This window comes from Streptomyces sp. NPDC102402 (assembly GCF_044765765.1).
Taxonomy (GTDB): Bacteria; Actinomycetota; Actinomycetes; order Streptomycetales; family Streptomycetaceae; genus Streptomyces.
The window spans coordinates 97327-118318 of the sequence record NZ_JBIWKR010000018.1 but is presented as its reverse complement, the minus strand read 5'-3'; the positions used below and the strand labels follow the sequence as shown (position 1 = coordinate 118318).

General features: G+C 69.9%; 26 protein-coding genes. 17 read left to right on the top strand and 9 right to left on the bottom strand.

The annotated features are described in order from the left end of the window. Positions 1-2 precede the first annotated feature (2 nt). From ACIRJR_RS33055 to ACIRJR_RS33015, 9 genes are all read right to left on the bottom strand, one after another. A complete protein-coding gene (locus ACIRJR_RS33055; RefSeq protein ID WP_403787597.1) occupies positions 3-431 on the bottom strand; it encodes a hypothetical protein in 429 nt (142 codons plus the stop codon). A 10-nt stretch (positions 432-441) separates the two neighbouring features. Then, on the bottom strand, positions 442-885 hold the full coding sequence (locus ACIRJR_RS33050; RefSeq protein ID WP_319307092.1) for a hypothetical protein: 444 nt from the start codon (positions 883-885) through the stop codon (positions 442-444). Further along, positions 882-1364, bottom strand: coding sequence for a hypothetical protein (locus tag ACIRJR_RS33045; RefSeq protein WP_403787594.1), 483 nt, complete (start codon positions 1362-1364; stop codon positions 882-884). The genes ACIRJR_RS33050 and ACIRJR_RS33045 overlap by 4 nt, the downstream gene beginning before the upstream one ends. 97 nt (positions 1365-1461) lie before the next feature. After that, entirely contained in the window at positions 1462-1809 is a 348-nt protein-coding gene (locus ACIRJR_RS33040; protein ID WP_403787591.1) for an SH3 domain-containing protein, read from the bottom strand. 149 nt (positions 1810-1958) lie between these two features. Further along, complete coding sequence (locus ACIRJR_RS33035; RefSeq protein ID WP_403787651.1) at positions 1959-2702, bottom strand: hypothetical protein; 744 nt, start codon at positions 2700-2702, stop codon at positions 1959-1961. A gap of 17 nt (positions 2703-2719) precedes the next feature. Continuing rightward, positions 2720-3415, bottom strand: coding sequence for a hypothetical protein (locus ACIRJR_RS33030; protein ID WP_403787588.1), 696 nt, complete (start codon positions 3413-3415; stop codon positions 2720-2722). 16 nt (positions 3416-3431) lie between these two features. Beyond that, positions 3432-3917: a hypothetical protein gene (locus ACIRJR_RS33025; protein WP_403787585.1), complete on the bottom strand. Its 486-nt coding sequence runs from the start codon at positions 3915-3917 to the stop codon at positions 3432-3434. Beyond that, positions 3914-4465 (bottom strand): DUF4913 domain-containing protein, encoded by a 552-nt coding sequence (locus ACIRJR_RS33020; protein WP_403787648.1) that lies wholly within the window; start codon positions 4463-4465, stop codon positions 3914-3916. The genes ACIRJR_RS33025 and ACIRJR_RS33020 overlap by 4 nt, the downstream gene beginning before the upstream one ends. Positions 4466-4706: 241 nt before the next feature. Then, on the bottom strand, positions 4707-5462 hold the full coding sequence (locus ACIRJR_RS33015; RefSeq protein ID WP_403787583.1) for a DNA-methyltransferase: 756 nt from the start codon (positions 5460-5462) through the stop codon (positions 4707-4709). A gap of 520 nt (positions 5463-5982) precedes the next feature. On the opposite strand from ACIRJR_RS33015, the gene ACIRJR_RS33010 reads away from it, so the two are divergent. The 17 genes from ACIRJR_RS33010 (at position 5983) to ACIRJR_RS32930 (ending at position 20814) form a co-directional block, all read left to right on the top strand. After that, positions 5983-7101 carry a C40 family peptidase gene (locus tag ACIRJR_RS33010; protein WP_403787580.1) on the top strand — a complete coding sequence of 373 codons (1119 nt, stop codon included), beginning with the start codon at positions 5983-5985 and terminating at the stop codon, positions 7099-7101. A gap of 131 nt (positions 7102-7232) precedes the next feature. After that, positions 7233-7547, top strand: coding sequence for a DUF6112 family protein (locus tag ACIRJR_RS33005; RefSeq protein ID WP_366533051.1), 315 nt, complete (start codon positions 7233-7235; stop codon positions 7545-7547). Next, positions 7547-8236 carry a hypothetical protein gene (locus tag ACIRJR_RS33000; protein WP_403787577.1) on the top strand — a complete coding sequence of 230 codons (690 nt, stop codon included), beginning with the start codon at positions 7547-7549 and terminating at the stop codon, positions 8234-8236. The genes ACIRJR_RS33005 and ACIRJR_RS33000 overlap by 1 nt, the downstream gene beginning before the upstream one ends. Positions 8237-8272: 36 nt before the next feature. Further along, on the top strand, positions 8273-9646 hold the full coding sequence (locus ACIRJR_RS32995) for an ATP-binding protein (protein ID WP_403787574.1): 1374 nt from the start codon (positions 8273-8275) through the stop codon (positions 9644-9646). Positions 9647-9721: 75 nt separating this feature from the next. Next, positions 9722-11194, top strand: a complete 1473-nt coding sequence (locus ACIRJR_RS32990) for an SCO6880 family protein (RefSeq protein WP_388206170.1) — start codon at positions 9722-9724, stop codon at positions 11192-11194. A 527-nt stretch (positions 11195-11721) separates the two neighbouring features. Continuing rightward, entirely contained in the window at positions 11722-12159 is a 438-nt protein-coding gene (locus tag ACIRJR_RS32985) for a DUF6238 family protein (protein WP_403787571.1), read from the top strand. 28 nt (positions 12160-12187) lie between these two features. After that, positions 12188-13702, top strand: a complete 1515-nt coding sequence (locus ACIRJR_RS32980) for a VirB4 family type IV secretion system protein (RefSeq protein WP_403787568.1) — start codon at positions 12188-12190, stop codon at positions 13700-13702. Positions 13703-13716: 14 nt separating this feature from the next. Then, complete coding sequence (locus ACIRJR_RS32975; RefSeq protein WP_403787565.1) at positions 13717-14289, top strand: hypothetical protein; 573 nt, start codon at positions 13717-13719, stop codon at positions 14287-14289. A 21-nt stretch (positions 14290-14310) separates the two neighbouring features. Next, positions 14311-14583 carry a hypothetical protein gene (locus ACIRJR_RS32970; protein WP_403787562.1) on the top strand — a complete coding sequence of 91 codons (273 nt, stop codon included), beginning with the start codon at positions 14311-14313 and terminating at the stop codon, positions 14581-14583. Then, positions 14573-15499 carry a hypothetical protein gene (locus ACIRJR_RS32965; protein ID WP_403787559.1) on the top strand — a complete coding sequence of 309 codons (927 nt, stop codon included), beginning with the start codon at positions 14573-14575 and terminating at the stop codon, positions 15497-15499. The genes ACIRJR_RS32970 and ACIRJR_RS32965 overlap by 11 nt, the downstream gene beginning before the upstream one ends. 90 nt (positions 15500-15589) lie before the next feature. Then, positions 15590-16579 (top strand): hypothetical protein, encoded by a 990-nt coding sequence (locus ACIRJR_RS32960; RefSeq protein WP_403787556.1) that lies wholly within the window; start codon positions 15590-15592, stop codon positions 16577-16579. Between the two features lie 8 nt (positions 16580-16587). Further along, positions 16588-17130 (top strand): hypothetical protein, encoded by a 543-nt coding sequence (locus ACIRJR_RS32955; protein ID WP_403787553.1) that lies wholly within the window; start codon positions 16588-16590, stop codon positions 17128-17130. Positions 17131-17174: 44 nt separating this feature from the next. Further along, a complete protein-coding gene (locus ACIRJR_RS32950; protein WP_403787645.1) occupies positions 17175-17792 on the top strand; it encodes a hypothetical protein in 618 nt (205 codons plus the stop codon). A 40-nt stretch (positions 17793-17832) separates the two neighbouring features. Then, the gene (locus ACIRJR_RS32945) at positions 17833-18291 is read left to right on the top strand and encodes a hypothetical protein (RefSeq protein ID WP_403787550.1); all 459 of its coding nucleotides are present in this window, start codon (positions 17833-17835) and stop codon (positions 18289-18291) included. Next, positions 18288-19481 carry a hypothetical protein gene (locus ACIRJR_RS32940; protein ID WP_403787547.1) on the top strand — a complete coding sequence of 398 codons (1194 nt, stop codon included), beginning with the start codon at positions 18288-18290 and terminating at the stop codon, positions 19479-19481. The genes ACIRJR_RS32945 and ACIRJR_RS32940 overlap by 4 nt, the downstream gene beginning before the upstream one ends. A gap of 54 nt (positions 19482-19535) precedes the next feature. Beyond that, positions 19536-20555 (top strand): hypothetical protein, encoded by a 1020-nt coding sequence (locus tag ACIRJR_RS32935; RefSeq protein ID WP_403787545.1) that lies wholly within the window; start codon positions 19536-19538, stop codon positions 20553-20555. Between the two features lie 10 nt (positions 20556-20565). Continuing rightward, entirely contained in the window at positions 20566-20814 is a 249-nt protein-coding gene (locus tag ACIRJR_RS32930) for a hypothetical protein (protein ID WP_403787544.1), read from the top strand. The last annotated feature ends 178 nt before the right edge of the window (positions 20815-20992 follow it).

Below are 20992 nucleotides of genomic sequence, written 5' to 3'. Positions count from 1 at the left end.
GATCAGCGGCTATGTGCCGTGCTCTGGCACGGACGGGCCGGAGCCGGAAGGGGCGAAGCCGGGACGGCTGGCGAGGGAATCGCCGGGGACGGCTCCGGGGCCGGGACGCGGGCGAGGCTCTGCAGAACGGCGTCGAGCGACTCGGCCTGGACGTCGCGAACCGCGACGGCCTCGGCGAGCCGGCGTACACCATCAAGGAGATGGGAGACCTCGTGCTGGCCGACCTGGCGCTCGGGGTGGGTGAGCCGGGCGAGGTGGTCGCGGTGGAAGTCGATGCTGCGCTCGGCGAGGGCAAGGGTGCCGTGCATGCCGAGCAGAGCGGAGAGCATGCCGGGTGTCTGGCCACGGGCGTGGGCTTGAAGGTCGGCGAGCGGCGCGCCGTACAGGTCCTCGATCCGTCCGGCTACCCCAGCGGAGGTGAGGTGGGACAAGCTGCGGCTTTCACGGTCGGTGGGCCCGGGCCGCCCCGGCACGCTGGGGTGCCGGGGCGGCGGACGGGGGCAGGGTCGCTGTGGTCCTGAGTTGTGCCATGCGGACGGGCCGGGCCAGCTGGCCAGGAGGAGGCATGGTGCGCAGCAGCTCTCCGAGGGCTACGCGATAGCTGTCGCGTGCGTCCAGGGCCGCCTCCAGCCACTGCGCATCGGCGCGGAGTTTGTCCGCCGACAGGTCACCCATGTCGCGGTCCGGATCCATGTCCGTGTGCACGCGGTCGCGGACACGGGCGACCTGCTCCTCGGTGAGCGCGAGAAAGGAGCGAAGTTCCAGGGCGCGGGCGAGGGCAGGGGAGGCATCGGGGCCGGCAGCCGCCTCGTACAGCTCGGGTACCGGGGGCCCGAAGACTTTCTGCAGTTCGGCGTCCATGGTGCTGGCTTTGTCCCGGCTCATCGGACGGCCCCACCAGCTCGCGATGCCGACGCCGGCTCCGGTGTCCCCGGAGGGCGTTGGGGAGCGCTGGTCTGCACGGCCGGCCCGGTTCGCGGGCGCAGGCGGGCAAGGCGTTCGGCAGCGAGGTCCTTCTTACCCAGAGCGTCTGGGTCCAGGAGCCATCGCACGACCATGGCCCGGCCGTCGCGTGTGGCAACGGCCGCGTTGACACGGTGGGCGAGGCCCATGGTCGGGTCGTCGACCTCGCTGGGCTGCGTTTCCAGCGCGGTCAGAAGGTCGTCCTCCGCGCGGTAGAGCGCAGCCTGGGCCGCGACCAAATGGCTATGCCACTTGACGATGTCGGTGGCGTCAGGGTTGGCGGTCGGCGCAGCGGCGACTGCTGCCCGCAGATGGTCCATGTCCATGTCGAAGTGCGCTTCGATCCGTTCAGTGAGCACGCCCACGACGTCCTCAGCGTCCACGGAATAGCCGTCAGACAAGAGAGAAGCTCCGTTCTGGAAAGGCCAGTGCCTGGCAGGAATTTGAGGGGCACCTGTCCCGGTGGCTCGGCCAGAGCAGGCGCAAGCTCATGGCCTGTCAGTTCAGGCACATGCGGACGTCGCGGTAGACGTACGTGCCGGACACCCAGCCCTTGACGCCGGTCGTCCTGTCCGTGATGTAGAGCCAGTTGCCGCTCTTCTTGTGCACGGTGAACTTGTGGCTGCGGTAGAGCACGCCGAGCGCGGTGGACTTCGTGGTGGCCTTGGACCGGATGGTCACGGCCGCCGTGTGGACCTCGTAGGGCAGCGGCGGCAGGGAGGAGCAGCTGCTCGCGGGGGCGGCGGCCACGGCGGCGGGTGCCGCGCTGGCGGTCGCGGCGGACAGCATGGGCACAGCGAGAGCGCCGAGCATCGCTGCGGATACGGCAATTCGGGTGGAGCGCATGCGGAAGAAACCTCCGTGAGGGCATGGGGGATTGCTTGGAATGGCACCGCGGTTGGTGTCGCGGCGGCTGTATAAGAGTCCGGAGAATCGCCGGTTTGGCTAACCGGCGATCGTCGGTTATGTTGCGCACCTCGTATCGGCCGTGGCGCTCAGCGGGAGCGGCCGGCCGGGCGCGGGGCAAGGGTCTTGGCCACCCCTGCCGGAGGGATGGTTGCGGCTGATGGGCGGACCGGTGGGAGAGGGCTGGCCTGGCCGGTGAGACGGTCTTCGCACCACTGCAGAGCGGCCTTGCTGGTGTCGAAACCTCCTTCGCGCAGGGTGTGGGTCCACGTGTCGGTGTCGACCTCCTCGACCACGACGCGGTACGGGCTGGGAGCTCGCTCGTCCAGGGCGCGCAGTGCCACGACGGTGACCATGTCGTCCGGGTCGTCGCAGGTGTAGGAGTAGCCCATGGCGTAGTGGTCGCCGCGGTCGACGAGACGCCGCTCCAGGGCTCGGGTGGCCTCGTCCGCTGGCGGCGTGCCCCGCTCGGAGTCGAGGTCGATGGCGTCGTGCGGGCAGCCTCGGTGGATGAGCCAGGACTGCGCCATCGCGGGGAGCGGCAGCTCCGCCCGCTCGAAGCTGAATGTCTGCTTCTCGTGCTCCCGTTGCAGGTGGACGGCGAGTATCTGTGGCATGCCGGGGTACCCCCAGGTGGCGGTGCGGTCGAAGAGGACGTAGTAGCTCTGCGGACCGTCGTGGTGCTCGGCTAGGGGGACGAGCATGTCCTCGTGGACAGCGACCTTGCGGTAAAAGTCGAGGTACCTCTCCTCGTCGGCGTCGAGGTCGTGCAACTCGAAGTCAACCTGGGGGATCGGCTTTGGGACCGGCGTCGGTTCGGTGGGGGACAACAAGAGCCTTTCGGTGGAGTTCAGCGCCGCTTCGCCGGAGTGGAGGGCCATGCGCCCGGGCGGGCTGGGCTCTTCGGCGCATGCGTCGTGGGAGTCCGGCGAGCGTCGAGCAGTGCGGCTCGTCCGGTGTCTGTGAGGGAGACGGGCTGGCCGGCGTGCACCGGGTGGTTGGTGTCCCGGACGACCAGGCCGACACGTACCAGCTTCTGCATCTGGGGATAGGGGATACGGGTGCCGGAGGAGGCGGTCGCGGATGCCCGGCCGGTCAGCAGGTGTTCGTGGAGCTGGGCACCGCCGGCGATGGCGAGCAGTGCCGCCTGATCGTCGGTCGAGAGCGGTCCCTTGTCGGGCGTCGATGGTGCGGCGGCCTCGATGGGCTCCAGGGCTGCGAGCACCCTTTCGACTGCGGCGTCGCGCGCGTCGGCGGTTTCCTCCAGCTGGTCCACAGTGCGCTCGATGCGTACGAAGAGAGCACCGTCGACAGGGAATTCACCGCTCGTGAGCCGGTTGAGCAGCTTGAGGTAGAAGGTGACGCCGATCTGAGCGCTGGCCAACGTGCGATGCCGGTCGACCAGTTGGGCGTGCGGTTCGTCGAGGACGCCGCGGTCGCGGTAGGCCCACAGAGTGTCGATGTCGTGGCCGGTGACCGCTTCGATGCGGTGGTCAAGCTGCGTGACCGCACGCCGCACTGGTGTCGGCGCGGGTTGAGGGGGCATAGGCGACGCTCCGTGTTCAGCGGGTTCGATGATGTGCGGGGTTCTGTGCAGGACGGGGCAGACCCGGTGGTGTGGTGGCCGGCGGGCCGGGCCGGGGCACGGGAGCGCGGGTGGTCAGCTGCGGCGGGCGGGAGCGTGCCGCGTGGGTGCGGGCACTCAGCGGCCGACGGGCCATCCCCAGGCGGCGGCCGACTTCGTCGTAGACGTCGTTACCCGCACGCGGCCGGACCGCGACCACATGGATCTCCTTCGGGTGTGCGGACTCCGCGGGTGCCGGGCGGACGCCGTAGACGACGCGCCATTCCTTACGCGCGTCCACGAAAAGCTTCCGGAATCCCTGCAGGTCACCGTCGAGGCGCAGCCCGAAGCGCTGGGCGTTCACGACTTCTTGCAGGTAGCCGAGGGTGAGGTCGCGAATGTCGCTGGGGGCTTGGATGAGGTCGGTCAGGGCCCGCGGGTCGAAGCTCAGGCCGAAGGCGGGCTGCCCCTGTCCCGTGCTCATGACGTCGGGTCGTCCGGCTCGGCAGGCCCGGCGGTCTCTGCCGCGCCCGCCGTCTCCGTGCGCACGGACGGCGGCGGGCCCGGCAGGAGACGGTGGGCGGGACGGTCGGGTGAGGTCATGCACGCCGACAGCGGGCCGCCCGGGGCGCGGATCGCCGCGACAGCGTGGGTGAGGAAGTCCCGGTGCCACACGAACAGGCCGGAGAGACCGGCGTCGGGTTCCTTGTGCTGCTGGTAGGCGAGCCACAGGGCGTGGAGCCAGGCCACGACATCGTCGTGTTCCTGCCACTGCAGGCACCAGGGTGCCGCGGTGGTGACCTCCGAGCCGTAGACCGGGAGGAAGAAGTCGTCGACCCAGTCCGACAGGGCGTCGAGTTCGTCTTCCCGTTCCTCCCCGTCGAGTTCCAGAATCGGGCGGGTCTCGGGCGGGGTGGCGGGAGGCAGCCCGCCCAGTCCTGGCATGCCGAACGCGGCGAACGGCGATCCGCCCGGCTCCGGGGCGGACGCAAGGTGGTCGAGCTGCTGCGCCTGCTGCGCCGACTGCTCCATAAGCCGTCGGACGCTCGCCTCGATTCCCTCCAGCTGCGGATCCGGAACGCGAACCGGCTCCAACTCCCCGTCGTCTGCGGGCTTTGTGGATTCGGGCATGAAAAGTTTCGGCCTCCTACGGGACGCGGAAAGAGAGAAGGACGGAGGGGGCGACGCACGGACCGGACAGTGAGATACAGGCTCTGCTGTTCCGGGATTCCGCCAAGGCACCAGTCGCCTCGACCGGAAGCGCGGTCGCGGCTCAGACGGTGAGAACCACGTCGTCCTGGGTGAGGGTTTCGCGGACTGTCTCGGTGAGCCGGTCGGCCGCGATCGACGCGTAGTGCTCGGTCTTCTCCACACCGATGAAGTCCCGGCCTTCCAGCAGGGCGGCGACGCCCGTGGAGCCGGAGCCGGCACAGAAGTCGAGCACCGTGCCACCCGGCGCGGAGATCTTGACCAGCTCGCGCATCACCTCGACCGGCTTCTGCGTGATGTGCTGGCGATTGGACCCCGAGGGCTGCGACGCCGAGTACATACCCGGCAGGTAGACCGGGTTACGGGAACCGTCGATCGGCCCCTTGGACCCCCAGATGATGAACTCGCAGTTCTGGGTGAACCGGCCCTTCTGCGGCCTGGCCTGCGGCTTGTGCCAGGCCAGCACGCCCCGCCACAGCCATCCGGCCGCCTGGATCGCATCCGTTGTCGTGGGGAGCTGGCGCCAGTCGGTGAACAGCAGCGCGGTCCCGCCGGTCTTCGTCAGACGGTGCGCTTCGGTCATGATCTGCGTCAGCCAGAACCCATAGCTGCGCTGGTCCATGTTCTCGCCGGTGAAGTCGGCGAGGTCGTTCTTGGAATCGGCGGAGGTGTACTTCTGCTTGGCGGAGCGGGTGGTGCGCTCCTTCGCGGTCCGGCCCCCGGAGTTGTACGGCGGATCGGTGATGACGGAGTCGACGCAGTCATCCGGAAGGCCGGTGAGGACGCTGAGTGCGTCGCCCTGGTGCAGGGAAAAAGGCAAAGAGGAACCCCTATTCGGGTGTGGGAACGCGGAGCGAGATGGGACTCACGACCTCACGCAGTAGTCCTCGCGGGCTGGAATCGGGCATGCAGAAGCCCGGAGCCACAGACCGAGGAAGGTGAGGGGGAGTCCAAAAACTGTAGAGGCGAATCCGCCGACGACCAAGAAGTGCTCCGTTGAGGTATCGGATTCCGATACCTCACGCCGACCTTTTTGGTCAACGGCCGATCCGCGCCTACTGTTTTTGAACCGCCCGGCGCATACCGCCGCTGGTTACACCCCTCCGTGCCTCACGGAGGTATTCCCGCCCCTGGAACACCTAGTTCACGGACCGGCCACGCGTGGCGAGCGGCAACTCGCCCGTGCCGGCCCGTCCCGATCGCCCACCCCGGCTGCCGCGCCCTTCCACGACGCCTGGCGCACGTGGCACGCCGGACATCGCACCCCTCAAGGACACGTTCATGACGTCTCGCTACCCACCCATGCCCGAAAACGCTGACCGGCGAGCAATCCGCTCCGGTTGAAGGCGCTCGCCGCCGGCATCGGCGTCGTCTTCCTCTCCCCCATCCTGATCGCCGGCACCGGCATGATGCTGGCAACCGCCGCCGACGCCGTGCAGAGCACCGGCTCCCTCAGCAACTGCCTGACGGACATCGACACCGACAAGGTCGCCGAGCAGGTCGGCAAGATCCTCGACGGCGCATCCGGCGAGAACGTCGACATCGAGGGCCTGGACCTGCCTTCCGAGCAGGTTCCCAACGCGCAGACGATCGTGGCCGCCGGCCTCTCGCTCGACGTCCCCACGAAGGGCCAGATCATCGCGCTCGCCACGGCGATGCAGGAGAGCCGGCTGCGCAACCTAGGCTACGGCGACCGCGACTCCCTCGGTCTGTTCCAGCAACGGCCATCCCAGGGCTGGGGCAGCGCCCAGCAGATCCGCGACCCGGTCTACGCCTCCGAGCAGTTCTACAAGCATCTGCTCAAGGTGGACGGCTGGCAGCAGATGACCGTCACCCAGGCCGCCCAAGCCGTACAGAAATCCGGTCTGCCGGACGCGTACGCGCAGTGGGAGAACCTGGCCACCGCATTGCAGGCTGCCATCGCCAAAACCTTCCCCGGCGGCGAGACCGACACGGACCAGGCCATGCAACCGCCGACCCTGACCACCGGCTGCGCTCCGGGCCAGGACGGTTCCGGCTTCGGTCCCATCCCCGAGGGGAGGGTCCCGAAGGGCTACACCATCCCCAAGGACGCCGACCCGAAGGCGCGCAAGGCCATCGAGTGGGCGATGCACCAGCTCGGCACGCTCTACCAGTGGGGCGGGTCCTGCACCAACGCCCACGGACCCGACCCGATGGGCCGCTGCGACTGCTCCAGCCTGATGCAGCAGGCGTACGCCCACGTCGGCGTCCCGCTTACCCGCACCACGTATACGCAGGTCAGCGAGGGCAAGGCAGTATCGCCCGCCCAGCTCAAGCCTGGTGACCTGATCTTCAGCCGCGGCAGTGCCGCACGGCCTGAACACGTCGGCATGTACATGGGCGAGGGCCTCGTCATCGAGGCGCCGCGCACCACCAAGCCGGTCCGCATCACCCCGATCAAGGACTGGACGATTCTCGCCGCCCGCCGCGTCCTCTGACGCTCGCCCGGCACCGCGCCGGGCCGCCGCCGCCGCGGCCACTTCCGCACCCCGAGCGCACATCCGCCTCCGCTTCCCCTTTTCTGCCGGCCCTCGCCTGGCCCGCGTATGCAAGGAGCCCCACCACACCTATGTCCGTCCCTCTCGCAGACCGCGTCATCCACCTCGCCTACGACCCAGGAATCTCGCCCCAGGGCGGCGGGCTGCCCGGCCTCGCCGTGCTGAAGAACGTCGTCAACAGCATCAACATGTTCGGCATCATCGCCGTGGTCGGCGCCCTCGCCGTCTCGCTCGGTGTATGGGCCTGGGGCCACCACACCGGTGGCCATCAGGCCGAGGCCAACGGCAAGAAGGGCGCCACCGTCGCCGCCGGCGCCGCGCTCGGCCTCGGTGCCGCGAACGGCATCGTGGCCTTCTTCTCCAACCTCGGCTCGCAGGTGCACTAATGCGGAAACGATTCCCTTTCGTCTCCCCGTCGTATGGCGCGGGCTGGCCGGCCAGCAAGCGCATCGCGATCGTCGCGTCTGCCGTCGCCGTCCTCCTCGCCATCGCCGGGGTCGTCGCCATGATGACCGGCGGCGGCAACGGCCACCGAGCTGCGGCCCCCGTCGCGCCCGCCTCGACCGGCAGCCCGTCCTCCTCCGAAGCCGCCCCGGAGCCGTCCTCCGGGTCCGGTTCGGTGCCCAAGCCTCTGCAGATCGCCGAGCCGGTCGCCTACGCCAAGGCGGCGGCCCAGATGCTGTGGTCCTACGACACCCGAAACACCAGCCGCGACCAGCAGCTGGCCGATATGCACACCTGGATGACAGACGAGAGCGCGTACGCCGACTGGGCCTCAGTCTCCGGCCAGGTGCCCGATCCGGTGCTGTGGTCGCGAATGGCCGACCAGGAGCAGCACGCCACCGCCAGCGTCACCGAGGGCCACTTCCCCTCGGCGTTCAAGCAGGCGCTGGCCGATGACCCGTCCGCGATAACGAAGGCGTACATCTACGTCGTCACCGTCAACGGCAAGCAGCAGATCGCCTGGAAGAAGGGCGGCGGCGGAGCCGAGGAGCGGGCCGTGACCCTTGCCGTCCAGTGCCGCCCGAACCACGACTGCACCCTGGCCGCCATCGCCCCGAGCGTCACGCAGTGACCCGCGCCTGCAACAAGAACGGAGGGGTAACTCCTCGTGGGCTTCTGTGATCTCCCCCTGGCAGACAAGATGTGCGCCGTCGGCGACGCGGTGGACTTCGCCTCGGACCCCGGCAAGGCCATCGGTGACTGGATGGCAAAGTCCGCCGGCGAACTCGCCGCAGCAGCGGCCGACCTGGCCGCCGAGGCAGTCAACACCACCACGAAGGTGGACCTGAACGCCGGCTGGTTCGTCGACAACTACGAGATGCTGTTGCCGCTGGGCCTGGTCCTGCTGGTCGCCACGTTCTGCGCGCAGCTGGTTCGGGCAGCCATCCGGCGTGACGGGCAGGCCCTGACACAAGCGTTCACCGGCACGATGAGCGGCGTCCTGTTCGCTTTCTGTGCCATCGCGTTCACGACGGTCGCGGTTGAAGTGGTCGACGCGATATCCGATGGCCTGTTCAAGGCCGCGAACCTGAACATCGAGACGGCCGTGCGCCGGATCGTGAAGGTCAACCAGATCGGTGCCCTGGCCGGACTGGGCTGGCTCGTCCCGGTCGTCGCCGGTCTCGGCGCCGCCATCGGAGCGTTCCTCTACTGGTGCGTGATGATGGTGCGCAAGGTCGGCATCCTCGTCATGGTCACATTGGCGATCTTCGCGTCCGCCGGTGGTGGCTGGGAGGTCGCCCGGCGGTGGCGCAAGGGCTGGATCGAGGCCACCGCCACCCTCGTGGTCAGCAAGTTGTTGATGACCGTGATCTTCGTTCTCGGGATCGCCGCCATGGGCAAGACCGAGGCCAAGGACGGCATCGCCGCTCTGGCTGACGTCATGGCCGGGGTCGTGATCACGGTCCTGGTGCTGCTTTGCCCGTATGCGGTCTTCAAGTTCGTGCACTGGGCAGCCGACGGCACCGACGGCGAGTCCATCCACCGTGCCGGCGGCGCGGGAGCCCAGATAGCCAAGGCACATGCCGAGAAGGCCGCCCGAAAGGCCGCCTCGGCTGCGGCAACCGCCGGGACCGGCGGTGCGGCAGCGGGAGCGAGTGCCGCCCCGCAGGGCCCCGACGCCGGGGGTGGAGGGGGATTCCCCGGCGATGTCGCCGCCAACCCGACCGGCGGAGGCACAGAGGGCAAGGAAGGTTCACCATCCGGCGGCTCGGGTGTCTCGCCCGGTGGCGATGCCGTCAAGTCCGGTCTAGAGAAGGCCGTCCAGCCCGCGCCGACCAGCGTGTCCGACGACACCAGCGGCCAGGTGGGCGGGAGCCAAGGGCCCGGCGGATCGGGGGCGAGCGCCACGTCCGGCCAGGGCGACGGTTGGCAGTCCACCCCGCCGACCACGACCCCGCCGCCCCAGGGCGCACCCCCGTCCTCCGGCTCCCAGAGCGCCACGTCCAGCGGGTCGGCCACACCGCCGGCGGCCGGTCTCTGATTCTCTGCCCGACTCCCGGGGGCGGGGCCACGCGCCCCGCCCCCGGGTACCACCCGCGCCTCCAGGAACCGCCCCTTGACTGATCTCTCCGCCGCCCCGATCACGGTGAAATTCCCGCACCGGAGCCGCCGCGGCATCCTCCTCGGCCTCTCACTCCCCCAGCTCTCCTTGGCCTCGTGCACGCTGGCGCTCCTGCTGATGACGGTGATCTCCACGGGCCTGCTGGGCGCCGTCGCCCTGGCCCCGCTGTGGGCCGCCTCCGGTGCCCTCATCGCCATCCGCCGGCACGGCCGCTCCCTCATCGACTGGGCGCCGATCGTCACCCGCTACGCACACCGCCGCCGGACCGGCCAGACACTCTGGCTCGCCCGGCCCGTCACCCGCCCACGGCAGGACGGCGTCCTTCACCTACCTGGCGCCGCAGCCTCCCTCAAGGTGGTCACCCCCGGTGACTCCGCCAACGGCGCTGCGGCCGTGCACGACCCGCACCAGCAGACCCTGACCGCCATCGCACGCGTCACCTCCCGCGCCTTCGCCCTCCTCGACCCCGCCACCCAGAACCACAACGTCAACAGCTGGGGACGAGCGCTGGCAGGCATCGCCCGCACCGGCCACATCGCCACCGTGCAAGTGCTGGAACGCACCGTCCCCGACAGCGGTGACACCCTCACCCGTCACTGGACCCAGAACGGGCGCCCCCAGACCCCGGTCGCCGGACAGATCTACTCCGAACTGGTCTCCTCAGCCGGCCCCGCCGCCGCACCTCACGAGACCTACCTCGCCATATCCCTTGATATGAAGGCCGCCAAGCGGCTGATCGCGCAGGCCGGCGGCGGTTTGCCAGGCGCATTCACCGTCATGGAGCAGACGACCGCGTCCCTCGCCCAGGCCGCCCGGAACGCCGGTCTCATGGTGACCGGGTGGCTGAGCGCCCAGGAGATCGCCGCGGTCATCCGCACCGCCTACGACCCCAAAGCCCTCGCAGCCCTCCAGCAGTGGTCCGAGACCGGCCGCGCCGAAGCGGAACCCGCCGCCGCGGGACCTGTCGTCCAGTTCGAGGAGTACGACCGCCTCGCCACCGACAGCGCCCGGCACGCGACGTACTGGGTGGAGAACTGGCCGCGCACCGAGATGGGAGCGGGCTTCCTGCACGGGATCATGTTCACCGCCGGAGTGCGGCGCAGCCTGTCCCTCATCTACGCACCCCAGGGGCTCGAGTCCGCGCTGCGGGACGTCCAGCGAAGGAAGGCCGCGATCATCGCCGACGCGAACGAGCGCGCCCGCCGCGGCCAAGTCGATTCCGAAGAGGATTCCGTCGAGTACGCCGACGTCAAAACGCGAGAGCGTCAGCTCATCGCCGGGCACGCGGACGTGGCCCTGACCGGGCTCGTCACCGTCACGGCCGAGACCGATGCTCTCCTCGACGCCGCCTGCGCACAGATCGAGACCGCCGCCGTCACCGCCGGCGTCGACTTGCGCCGTCTCAACTACCAGCAGCCCGACGCCTTCACCGTCGCCGCCCTCCCCCTCGCCCGCACCACCTTGTAGCGGAGGAGTCCTCCATGGGCACATGGGGCACTGGCCCCTTCTGCAACGATCTAGCAGCCGACTACGCCTTGCTGCTCGACCGGTCAGACCTACCGAGTTTCTCCTGCGCCACGCCCTCTCCCAGCCGGACAGCACCAGGATCGAGAACTGGGAAGTGACGGTCGCAGCGGCAGCGGTGATCGCCTCGTCTTGTCCCGGTGGTAAGCCTCTCCACCCCGTGTACGGCCCACACAAGCCTCTACCTCCGTTCCCCCACGATCTGCGGGAACTCGCGGCTGCGGCCCTCGTCACCATCCTCAGCCGGCCTCCACAGACCTATGGATGGGTGAGCGAACAGCTCCTCACACACTGGCTCTCCAGCCTCGCCCAACTGCACGGGGTGCTCGCAGCGACGCCAGCCAAGCCGCCCCAGCCGGCTCCAGCCCCATCTCCGGCCTGTCTTCCCACCCCGAAGGCACCCGCTCCGCCGAAGTCATCCGACTCGGGCCCCCGTCGCCGCTGACCTCACCGACCCAGCAAGGATTTTCTTGAACACCAGTCCCGCGCACGAAGCACAGCCCTATCTGCGTGCCGCCACCGCCGGCATCCGCCACCACGCCCGGAGCCTTCCCGCCCAGGACCGAGCCGCCGACCGCGTTCACCTGGACGTGCTGCACGCCCACCTGACCACGCTGCACCAGCTTCTCGACCAGCTCGCAGACACCACCCGGCCCCAGAACCCCGCTGCCGGGCGCCACCTCGCCACCGCGCGGACCCGGCTGTGGCAGGCCGCCACCGAAACCCACGCCGCCTTCCACCAGCTGCCGACCACGACTGCCAACTCCACCGAGTGCCGCCCCGAACAGCTTCCCGAGGGACCGACAGTCCTCACGATCTGCCAGCGCCACCTCGCCGCCGGGCACATCATCCGGCGCAAGACCACCCCCACCGACCTCCGCGCGCACACCACGGCATGCGTGCGATGAGCACCACCCGCAGAATCGAGCGCCCCCGATGAGCCACCGGCCCGCCCGCCGCGCCCGCCGCGCATCCGCCAGCCCGCTGTTCACCCCGCATGGGACCGACCGGGCCAGCCGCAAGAAAGCCCGTCGCCAGCTCGCCGAAGCCACCGCCAAAGCCCGTGCCGAAGCCAGCGCCCACCAGACAGGCACCGCGCCCGCCGAGCACGAGACACCCGCACCGCTCTACCCGTCAAGCGGACGCCCCGGGCCCGCCTCCGCCCGCCAGAACCGGCTGAAACTGCCCGCCCACCGCATGACCACCGCTGTGGCCGCCGGCGCATACCCCTTCCTCGCCGAAGGCGGTCTCGGAGCCGAAGGCATCTACATCGGCCGCGACGTCCACGCCGAGGCCAGCTTCGTCTTCGATCCGTTCGCGCTGTACGGCAAGGTCGAGGGGTTCACCAACCCCAACCTCCTGCTCGCCGGAGTGATCGGCCAGGGCAAGAGCGCCCTGGCCAAGTCCTTCGCGCTGCGGTCGGTGGCCTTCGGATACCGCGTCTACGTGCCGTGCGACCCGAAAGGCGAATGGACTCCGGTCTCGGAAGCCCTCGGCGGCCGGTCCGTCGCCCTCGGCCCAGGACTACCGGGACGCCTGAATCCCCTGGACGCGGCACCGCGCCCACAGGGCGTCTCCGAGGCCGACTGGGTCGGCGAGATCCGCAAGCGACGCCTGCTCCTGCTCGGCTCCCTGGCCCGAACCATTCTGGGGCGGGACCTGATGCCCATGGAGCACACCGCCCTGGACGTCGCCCTCGACGCCGTCGTCACCCGTGCCGCAGGTGCCGGCCACACTCCGCTCCTCGGCGACGTCGCCGCCACCCTCAACAACCCTGACGCCCTGGACGAGGCAGCCGGGATGATGTCAGGACAGCTCGGAGACGCAGCCCGGGACCTGGCCCACGCCATGCGCCGTCTCGTCCACGGGGACCTCGCCGGCATGTTCGACGCCCCCTCCACCGTCGCCTTCGACCCGAACGCGCCCATGCTCACCATCGACCTCTCCCGCCTCGGCGGCTCCGGCGACGACACCGCTCTCGTCCTGGCGATGACCTGCGCAAGCGCCTGGATGGAGTCCGCCCTCTCCGATCCGTCCGGCGGCCGACGCTGGATCGTCTACGACGAGGCGTGGCGACTGATGCGGCACGTCGGTCTGCTGCAACGGATGCAGGCCCAGTGGAAGCTGAGCCGCGGCCTCGGTATCGCCAACCTCATGGTGATCCACCGGCTGTCCGACCTACTCACCGCCGGCGACGCCGGATCACAGGGCCGTGCCCTAGCCGAAGGGCTTCTCGCCGACTGCAGCACCCGGATCATCTACCGCCAGGAAACCGACCAACTCCATGCCGCAGCCTCCCTGCTCGGCCTCACCACTGTCGAGATGGACGCCATCGCCCACCTCAACCGAGGGCGCGGATTGTGGAAAGTCGCAGGTCGGAGCTTCATCGTGCAACACCTCCTGCACAGCCACGAACTCGCGCTCTTCGACACCGACGCCCGTATGCACTGAGGAACAAAAGGCCCGTGACACCCGACATCCAACGCGACCTGATACCGAGCGATGACGCACTCCACCTTATCGGCACGCTCAACGCGATGAAGGACAAACTGCTCAACGCCGCCGAGCAGTGGCAGCTGCTGGACCAGAACGGAGACGTTCCGGCCACACCCTCCTACCCCGCACTGCTCCAGCACGCCGCCGACGCACAGAACCTCTCCCACGACGTCCTCCGGCTGACCGCCGACTTCGCCCGGAGCCCTCACCACACCACCCGTGCCGGCAGCACCGTCCTGAGACATCTCGCCACGGCGGCGACCGTATCGAGCCACGCAGCCCCGCACTTCACCGAAACTGCGCAGTGTGCCCTGGTACTGCCCCGGTCTGCCAACCCGACCGACCGGCACTACCTCAAGAACCGCATGGTCATCGACCATGCCTCAGCCCGCGCCTTCCTGCGGCGCACCTCGGAATCCCTTCGTGACGCGGCCAAGGAACTCGATGACCACCTCGGCTTCCAGCGCTCAGTCGCGCCGCTCACCCGTCAGGAAGACCCGCCGCTGCCTCCGCCCCCCACGCCGGGCGGTCGCCGCCGCTGACCGCACGGAACCCGTAGCCCGATGCACCCACGTACCCCAAGGAATGCCCTGAACCGCCCCGCTCATTTCAGTGACGCCGACTGGGCCGAGTTCCAGCAGTGCCAGACCGAGCACGACGACCTCATAGCGCAGGTCGCCGACCGCGAAACCCATCTGGAACACGACCTGATCGCCACCTACGACGAGTACGAACTCGACTTCACCGCGCTTCCGAAGCTGAAAGCCGGCCCTGCCCGCCGGACACTTCCGCCGCACCGCTCACCGGCCTCCCGCAGGAGGAACCGTGGCCGCTGACGAGGACAACACCCCCGACACTCACCGCGCGACTCCCCTCGCGCCGCTTCCTGACCACCGCAACGTGAACACCCCGTGGTGGCAGGAGCTGTGGCGCCGCCACGCGCACATCACCACACCCCTGCGAGAGCGAGGGCTGGAGTGTGACATCGAGTTCGGTCTCAGCGCCTACATCGTGCGCGTGTCGCTCCCCGACGGCAGTTACCTGATCATCGGCCCGCCGCAAGAGCCGCCGTCCGAGCGCCCTCCCGGAGACCCGGAGGGCTGGATCGTGACCCGTGAGCGCAACAGCGACCGGTCAAGTTATTTCGAGCGCATCTACGACTCGGCTCCCCCCGCATACCCCGATCGCCCCGAGCAACCAGAGGCCCGCCACGGCGGCAGCGTCCAGCCCTTGATCGCAGCCCTCGACCATCACCTCGCGCAGCTCGGGCTGCTGCCCCACGCCGTCGCGCCCCACGAAAGCCCACCCGTGCACGCAGCTCATCTGCCCCACCCGTCCAAGGATCCGGACGTCACCGAGAGAGCAGACCGAACCACCTACGCCTACGGCGACGTGCTCCTCGCTCTCACCGACCAGCTCAACGGGACAAACTCGCACGCGGACGCCGCCGCTCTGCTCCACCAGATCCTGGAGCCGACCCACGGCCTGCTGGAGCGGCTCGGCGAATTCTTCGAGGCAGCCGCGGAGAAGGCGAAGGAAGCGGAACAGGACGACGGCTTCGATCTGTCGTACGACTTCGCCGACGCTGCAGCCGAGATCCGAAACGTCGGAGAAGTCCTGCACGTCGCCGAGGACCGGATGCGGGCACTGGATCCGCAACCGTCGGCACCCCGGACACCAACGGCCCCGCCCCGGACTGCGCCCCTCCCTCCGCCTGTCCTCCCACCGGCGCAGCAGCGGCACACGCGCTGACCTTCCCGCTCGAAGACCATTGGAGCCCACATCCGCATCATCCGTCGCCCCTTGCCGCTGATGGTCGGCGTGGCCTGTCTCGCCTTGGCCATGACTGGCTGCACCGACCACAGTCGCGCCGCCGAGGCCGAACAGGCGCCCCGGGCCAGCACTGCGCCGAAGCCGACGCCTTCCCCTGCGCTCACCCGCGCGCAGGCACGCGAGGCCCTCGCCCGCTACTCGAAGACCAACAACCTCGCTCGCCTCAGCCAGGATCGCGCCCTTCTCGACAGTGTCGAGGGCGGGCCCCGGTACGCGATGTCGCTGGCTGACATCAAGGAGGACGAGGCCCTGCCCGAGGCCGACCGCGAGCCGTACCGACCGTGGTCGTACGACCTCTCGGCCACCGACCTGTACATCCCGCGGTTGAAGGACGGGCAGCAGCGATGGTTCGCTGCCGTCACCCGTGCCGGCAGTCTGCAGCAGTACGCCCACGTCCTGATCATGGCGCAGAGCACCCAGTCGAAGCAGTGGGAGATGGTCGCCACCATCGACCTGGACGATCCCGAGCAGCTTCCGCGGATCGTGGTCGACAAGGACGGGTACGCCACGGCGGTGGACGCCACCTCGTCGTCTCTGGCCGCACCGGTCGGCGTGCTGCGCTCCGCCGTGACCGACAACTACGCCACCGGAGGCGAGCAGACCGGGAAGAGGGTCCTCGCCCCGTCGGAAGCCTCCCTACGGCAGATCAAGATGCACCACGAGACGCAGGGAAAGTTCGGCCCACGAGGTACCACCCGCTTCGCTGCCGCCGACCCGCAGTTCGCCGACGCCTACGCGCTGAAGACCACCGTGGGGGCACTCGTGGTCTTCTCTCACACTCACACCCAGCATGACGCGGTGAGCTCACCGGGCCTGGGGATCGTGCCGGAGAAGCAGGACCGGGCCTGGCTCGGCACCACCCCCGGCCCCGCCTTCACCTACACCTTCACCTGCTCGGACATCGCCGCCGTCCCGAACGTGCCCGAGCCCTCCAGCCTGCTGGGCTACGGCTGCCGCCGCACCGACGCCAAGGCTGCAGGTCCCAGCACCTCCGTCTAGAAGGACCCATGCCCCAGGATCCCGACTTCGAGTTGTACGACAACGTCGGCCGCGACGCCGACCAGATCGCCGCCGCCCGCTACGGCATCGCCACCCGCGGTGACCTGCTCCGGTGGGCGAGGCGGGACGCCAAGCCGTTTCTGGCCGAGCATCCCTTGCCGGACAAGCCCGTGCCGAGCCCTGACCTCGGCCCGTACCTGGCCGCGCTCGCCGCAGCACAGAGTCATGCCGAGGTCAGCGCCGTCACCCAGCACCTTCTGGATGCCGCCGAGCCCGCGCTCCGGGCGGTGAGCGAGTACCTCTACGCCACGGCCCAGTGGCGCGGTCAGCACCGCGGCGCGGTGAAGGGCTCGCCGCCCAAACTGCTGATGGAGGCAGCCAGCCGCAGCCTGTCCGTGGCGGCCATCGCGGACGAAGCCGATCTGGCAACCCTGCGCGCCACATACGATCCGGCGCCGGCGCCACATCTGCCGGAGCGAGCACCGACCTCGACCGGGCTTCCCCCGCGCCCACCGCACGCCCCGCCCGCCGGCCCCGCGCCCGGCCGGTAACCATCCACCCCCTTCGGAGGCCCTCTCTGTCGACCCGTTCCTTCATCGCCCGCCCCACCCCCACCGGCTACACCGGAATCCACGTCCAGCTCGACGGTGTCCCCAGCCACCACCTGCCTCTGCTCCTGGCCGCCTACCAGCACAGGTTCGGACGCAACCTGGAAGCCCTCTCCCGTCACCTCATCGACGACGTCGCCGTCGGCTGGCAGGAGCTGGGCACGGACCTCCTCGACGGCGCCCCGCCCTCGCTCATCACCGCGCTGACCGGCACAGAGCAGTGGCCCAGCCGCACGCTGGACCACCTGATCACTCCGGACGGCTCCCCACCGGTGCGCATGACGGTCACCGACCAGACCGCCGATGCGCAGGACATGGACTGGGGCTACGTCCTGCACCGGCAGGGCATCGAGGTGATCAGCCTGCTCCACGAGAACATCGGCCCGGTCGTGGACTGGTCCACCCACCCACACACCACCTTCAACGACCACCCCGGAGCCTGGTCCTCCCTCGCACCCCCACCGGGCATGCAGCCCGTACGCCGCACCCGGTCCCGGAGCGCTCCCGCCCCGGCCCCAGCAGATGCCAGAGCCACACGCCCCGCCACGGCCACGGACCCCCACCCTCGTCCCGGCAGCCCTTCCGCTCCCGCTCCCCGGCGCTGACCTGCTCCACCACCGACCATGTGAGGAGAACTCCGCCCTCTTGGACCCTGGCACCCACTTCGTCTTCGGTACCCGCAAGGAACACGGCTTCGTCGCCTCTTTCACCCCCTCCGTCTCTCCGCACCTCGCCCACTGGTTCCTGCTCCGCGAGCAGTTCGAACCCGTCCCCGACGAACCTGGACTGTTCCGGCTCAGCGAACCCGAGCGCGAGGGCATCCGCCGCACCCGGCAGGCCGTGCACGACCTGCGCAGCCAGGGATACACCGTGCAGGCCGACATCCCTCTCGACCCCGCCGCCTCTGCCGACCCACCACGGCCCGCCCCGTCGAACGGCCTTATGGAGCGCCGCAGCCGTCTTGCACAGGCCGCCGCCGGCCGGACGACACAACGGGGTACCGCGCCCGCCACCTCGCCACCGTCGGCCCGGCCGATCCCACCGAAGCCCTCCTACGCACCGACCGTCCACCTGAAGGCTTCGGGCGGGGGGCGGTCCCGATGACATCCGTGAACGGCCCCACCTCCCCCAGCCACTGGCCCTCGGTGGCCGACCTCGCGCACCGGGCCCGCGACTTCCGGCTGCGGATGTCCGTCATCGGCTGCGAGACCGAGACCGCACTCGACACCACACGCGACCGCTACGGGCGAACCGTCCACGCAGACACCGCCACAGCCGACCTGGCCCGCCGTGACCAGGCGGCCGTGGAGGCGTACGCCAAGCACCTCGCCCCGTACGCCGGCACACTGCTCGATTCCGCTCGCCACGCGCTGGACGACCTGCCGCCCGCCCGGCACCTCGCCGGATGGCGGACCGTGCTGGATGGCCTCGCCGCCTCCACCGCCGAGATCCGCCGGGCCCTCGACCAGCCCCCCGCTCCTGGCTCGGCAGCAGAACGCGCGCAGCATGCGGCGTTGTGGCCCCACCTCGCCACCTGGGCGGATCACGGTTACATCGCCAGCAACCTCGCCGACCAGCACCAGCGGCCCCACCACAAGACTCCGCTGAGCGGCGAGGAACAGCACGCGTGGACCGAGCGGGCCCAGGCGGCGCAGCGGCGCGGGGAGCTGGAGCTGACCGAGTCGTGGCACGCCGCTGACGGTCAGCCGATCACCCTCGCGTACCTGGTCGAGGACGACGACTCGACGGTGGTCGCCCTGCGAGGTGACCCGGATGCACCGGGCTGGCAGGTGATCGGTCACCACGTTCACGACTACGAGGCCGGGCAGGCGCTGCCCGCCGCGGTCCCGCCCGGTGTGCTGCGCGCGGACGTCTCCCGGTTCGACCGGCCGGCGCCCGCCCCCGAGGTCTCGCTACAGGAACTCGTCCGGGACGTCATCGAGGCCCAGACCGCCGGGGACACGTCCAACGCGCTACTCACCGCCACCCAGCGCGGGTCCAACGCGGGCCCGATGATCCGTCTCCAGGAACTCGTGGAGACCGCGAGCCAGTTCGCTTCCGCGCTGGAGACCGTGCAGGGCCAGCAGATCGCTGTCCGGCTCGCCGCGCTCGGCCGGCAACTCGACTTCCTCACCCGTGAAGTGCACGAGGCCGCCGAGGACCTCGGCGCGACCGTGGCCGTCCTGCCGCCGCACCGCACCCCCGTGCTGCGGGCCCGCCCACGCGCCGCCCCAGGGACAACACTTCCAGCCGCGCCGCCGCAGCGCACCACGCCAGCCGCGCGCCGCCCGTAGCCATCCCCGCACCCAGCCGGAGACACCCTGACTGCCGCCACCGCCCACATCACTTTGTACCTGAGCCCCGAGGACGGGCTCGTCGCCCTGCCCCACGGCCCCGGCGCCGACTGGGCCCGCACCGCACTGGACCTCTCCGCCCTCAACGAGCACCACGAAGGCATCTATGTCCTGGCGCTGAACACCCCGGCCACGGCGCAGAACTCGATCGACATCCTGTACCGCAATGCCCAGCACTTCGGAATCACCCTCGACATCACGCGCCGGCCCTTCCTCGGCGACGCCGCCCGCCGTATCGCCCAGGCACTCGACGGGACGTGGGAGGTGGAGATCGGCAACCTCCAGCTACCCGAGTCCGACGCACGCCAGCGCTTGCGCTGGGCATGGTCCGCACCTGACGACTCGCTGTCCTACACCGTGGGGGCTTACGGCGCGCAGATGTCGGCTGCGGCGTTCCTCTCCCATGAGGACGGGCGGGAACTGGTAGTGGCCGAGCGGCCGTGGGACAAGCAGCTCCTCGTCGGCGCCCTCGCTCCCCACGTCGACTTCCCCTCCTTGGGCGTTCGGCCGCCGGCCAGCATCGTCGCCCCCACCGAGCAGGCAGCACTGGAGAAGATCACCCGCACCCTGTTGCCCTCCTACGACCGCGCCCTGACCGAGGCCCACCTGCTGATGCTGGCCACCACGCTGGCGCGGGCGCGCGAGGCGCACAGCAGTGCGGAGCATGCCGACCTCAAGCCTCTGGCATCCGCTCTCCGCCAGCACGCGCCGTACCTGATCCGGCACCTGCGCAGCACACTTCCCGAACCTCTGGCCGCGCAGTCGGCCGCCGTCCTCGACCGTGCCGAGAAGACGTTCACCCTCGCGCCGCCTCCGAAGGACCAGGCCGCCAGTGAGCTACTCGACCAGTGGCTGGAGCACGGCACGCGCCTGACCGAGATGACCCGTTCGCTCGATCACGGCCTCATCGACCGGCCCTCCCCCTCACCCGCCCAGCCCGTGCTGCCCCAGCCTCCGAGCGGGCCCGCCTCGCCTTCGCCCAACACCCCACCACCTTCTCGCCACCACCGATAGGAGATCCGCCTTGCCCGATGCACCAGCAGAGCCGTTCACGCCGATCCGACACATCATCACCGGCGAGATCACCACCACCGGCTACAACGCCGCCGCCCGGCGGATCCTGCTCCAGGACGGCTTCGAAGAGACGCCAGGCTGCGCCTGCCGAGCGACGGAACCCGGTACGGAGCAGACGCACGAGCCTGCTCGGCAACCAACGAGCTGCTCGTCGCCGGCCACCCCGTGCACCTGCACAGAGCCTTCGGCCGGCCGGTGAGCGCTGGGGTTACACCGCAGTCGGCCCGGTCACCGATGTCGGCACAGTCCGGGATCCGCTCCGAGAGCGGCCCGCCTCTCCAGCGCGTCGTCAACCCCACCCGTATCCACACCTGTTGAAGGGCCCTCGTTTTGACCACACCCGGACCGCCCACCAGTCCAGTGCGCACCAAGGGCGG

Coding starts and splice junctions, on each gene's coding strand:
- ACIRJR_RS33030 (WP_403787588.1), bottom strand. CDS start 3,415: ATGCCCCCTCAACCCGCGCCGACACCAGTGCGGCGTGCGGTCACGCAG.
- ACIRJR_RS33025 (WP_403787585.1), bottom strand. CDS start 3,917: ATGAGCACGGGACAGGGGCAGCCCGCCTTCGGCCTGAGCTTCGACCCG.
- ACIRJR_RS32980 (WP_403787568.1), top strand. CDS start 12,188: ATGAGCCACCGGCCCGCCCGCCGCGCCCGCCGCGCATCCGCCAGCCCG.
- ACIRJR_RS32960 (WP_403787556.1), top strand. CDS start 15,590: ATGACTGGCTGCACCGACCACAGTCGCGCCGCCGAGGCCGAACAGGCG.
- ACIRJR_RS33020 (WP_403787648.1), bottom strand. CDS start 4,465: ATGGAGCAGTCGGCGCAGCAGGCGCAGCAGCTCGACCACCTTGCGTCC.
- ACIRJR_RS33040 (WP_403787591.1), bottom strand. CDS start 1,809: ATGCGCTCCACCCGAATTGCCGTATCCGCAGCGATGCTCGGCGCTCTC.
- ACIRJR_RS33000 (WP_403787577.1), top strand. CDS start 7,547: ATGCGGAAACGATTCCCTTTCGTCTCCCCGTCGTATGGCGCGGGCTGG.
- ACIRJR_RS32970 (WP_403787562.1), top strand. CDS start 14,311: ATGCACCCACGTACCCCAAGGAATGCCCTGAACCGCCCCGCTCATTTC.
- ACIRJR_RS33050 (WP_319307092.1), bottom strand. CDS start 885: ATGAGCCGGGACAAAGCCAGCACCATGGACGCCGAACTGCAGAAAGTC.
- ACIRJR_RS32955 (WP_403787553.1), top strand. CDS start 16,588: ATGCCCCAGGATCCCGACTTCGAGTTGTACGACAACGTCGGCCGCGAC.
- ACIRJR_RS32940 (WP_403787547.1), top strand. CDS start 18,288: ATGACATCCGTGAACGGCCCCACCTCCCCCAGCCACTGGCCCTCGGTG.
- ACIRJR_RS33005 (WP_366533051.1), top strand. CDS start 7,233: ATGTCCGTCCCTCTCGCAGACCGCGTCATCCACCTCGCCTACGACCCA.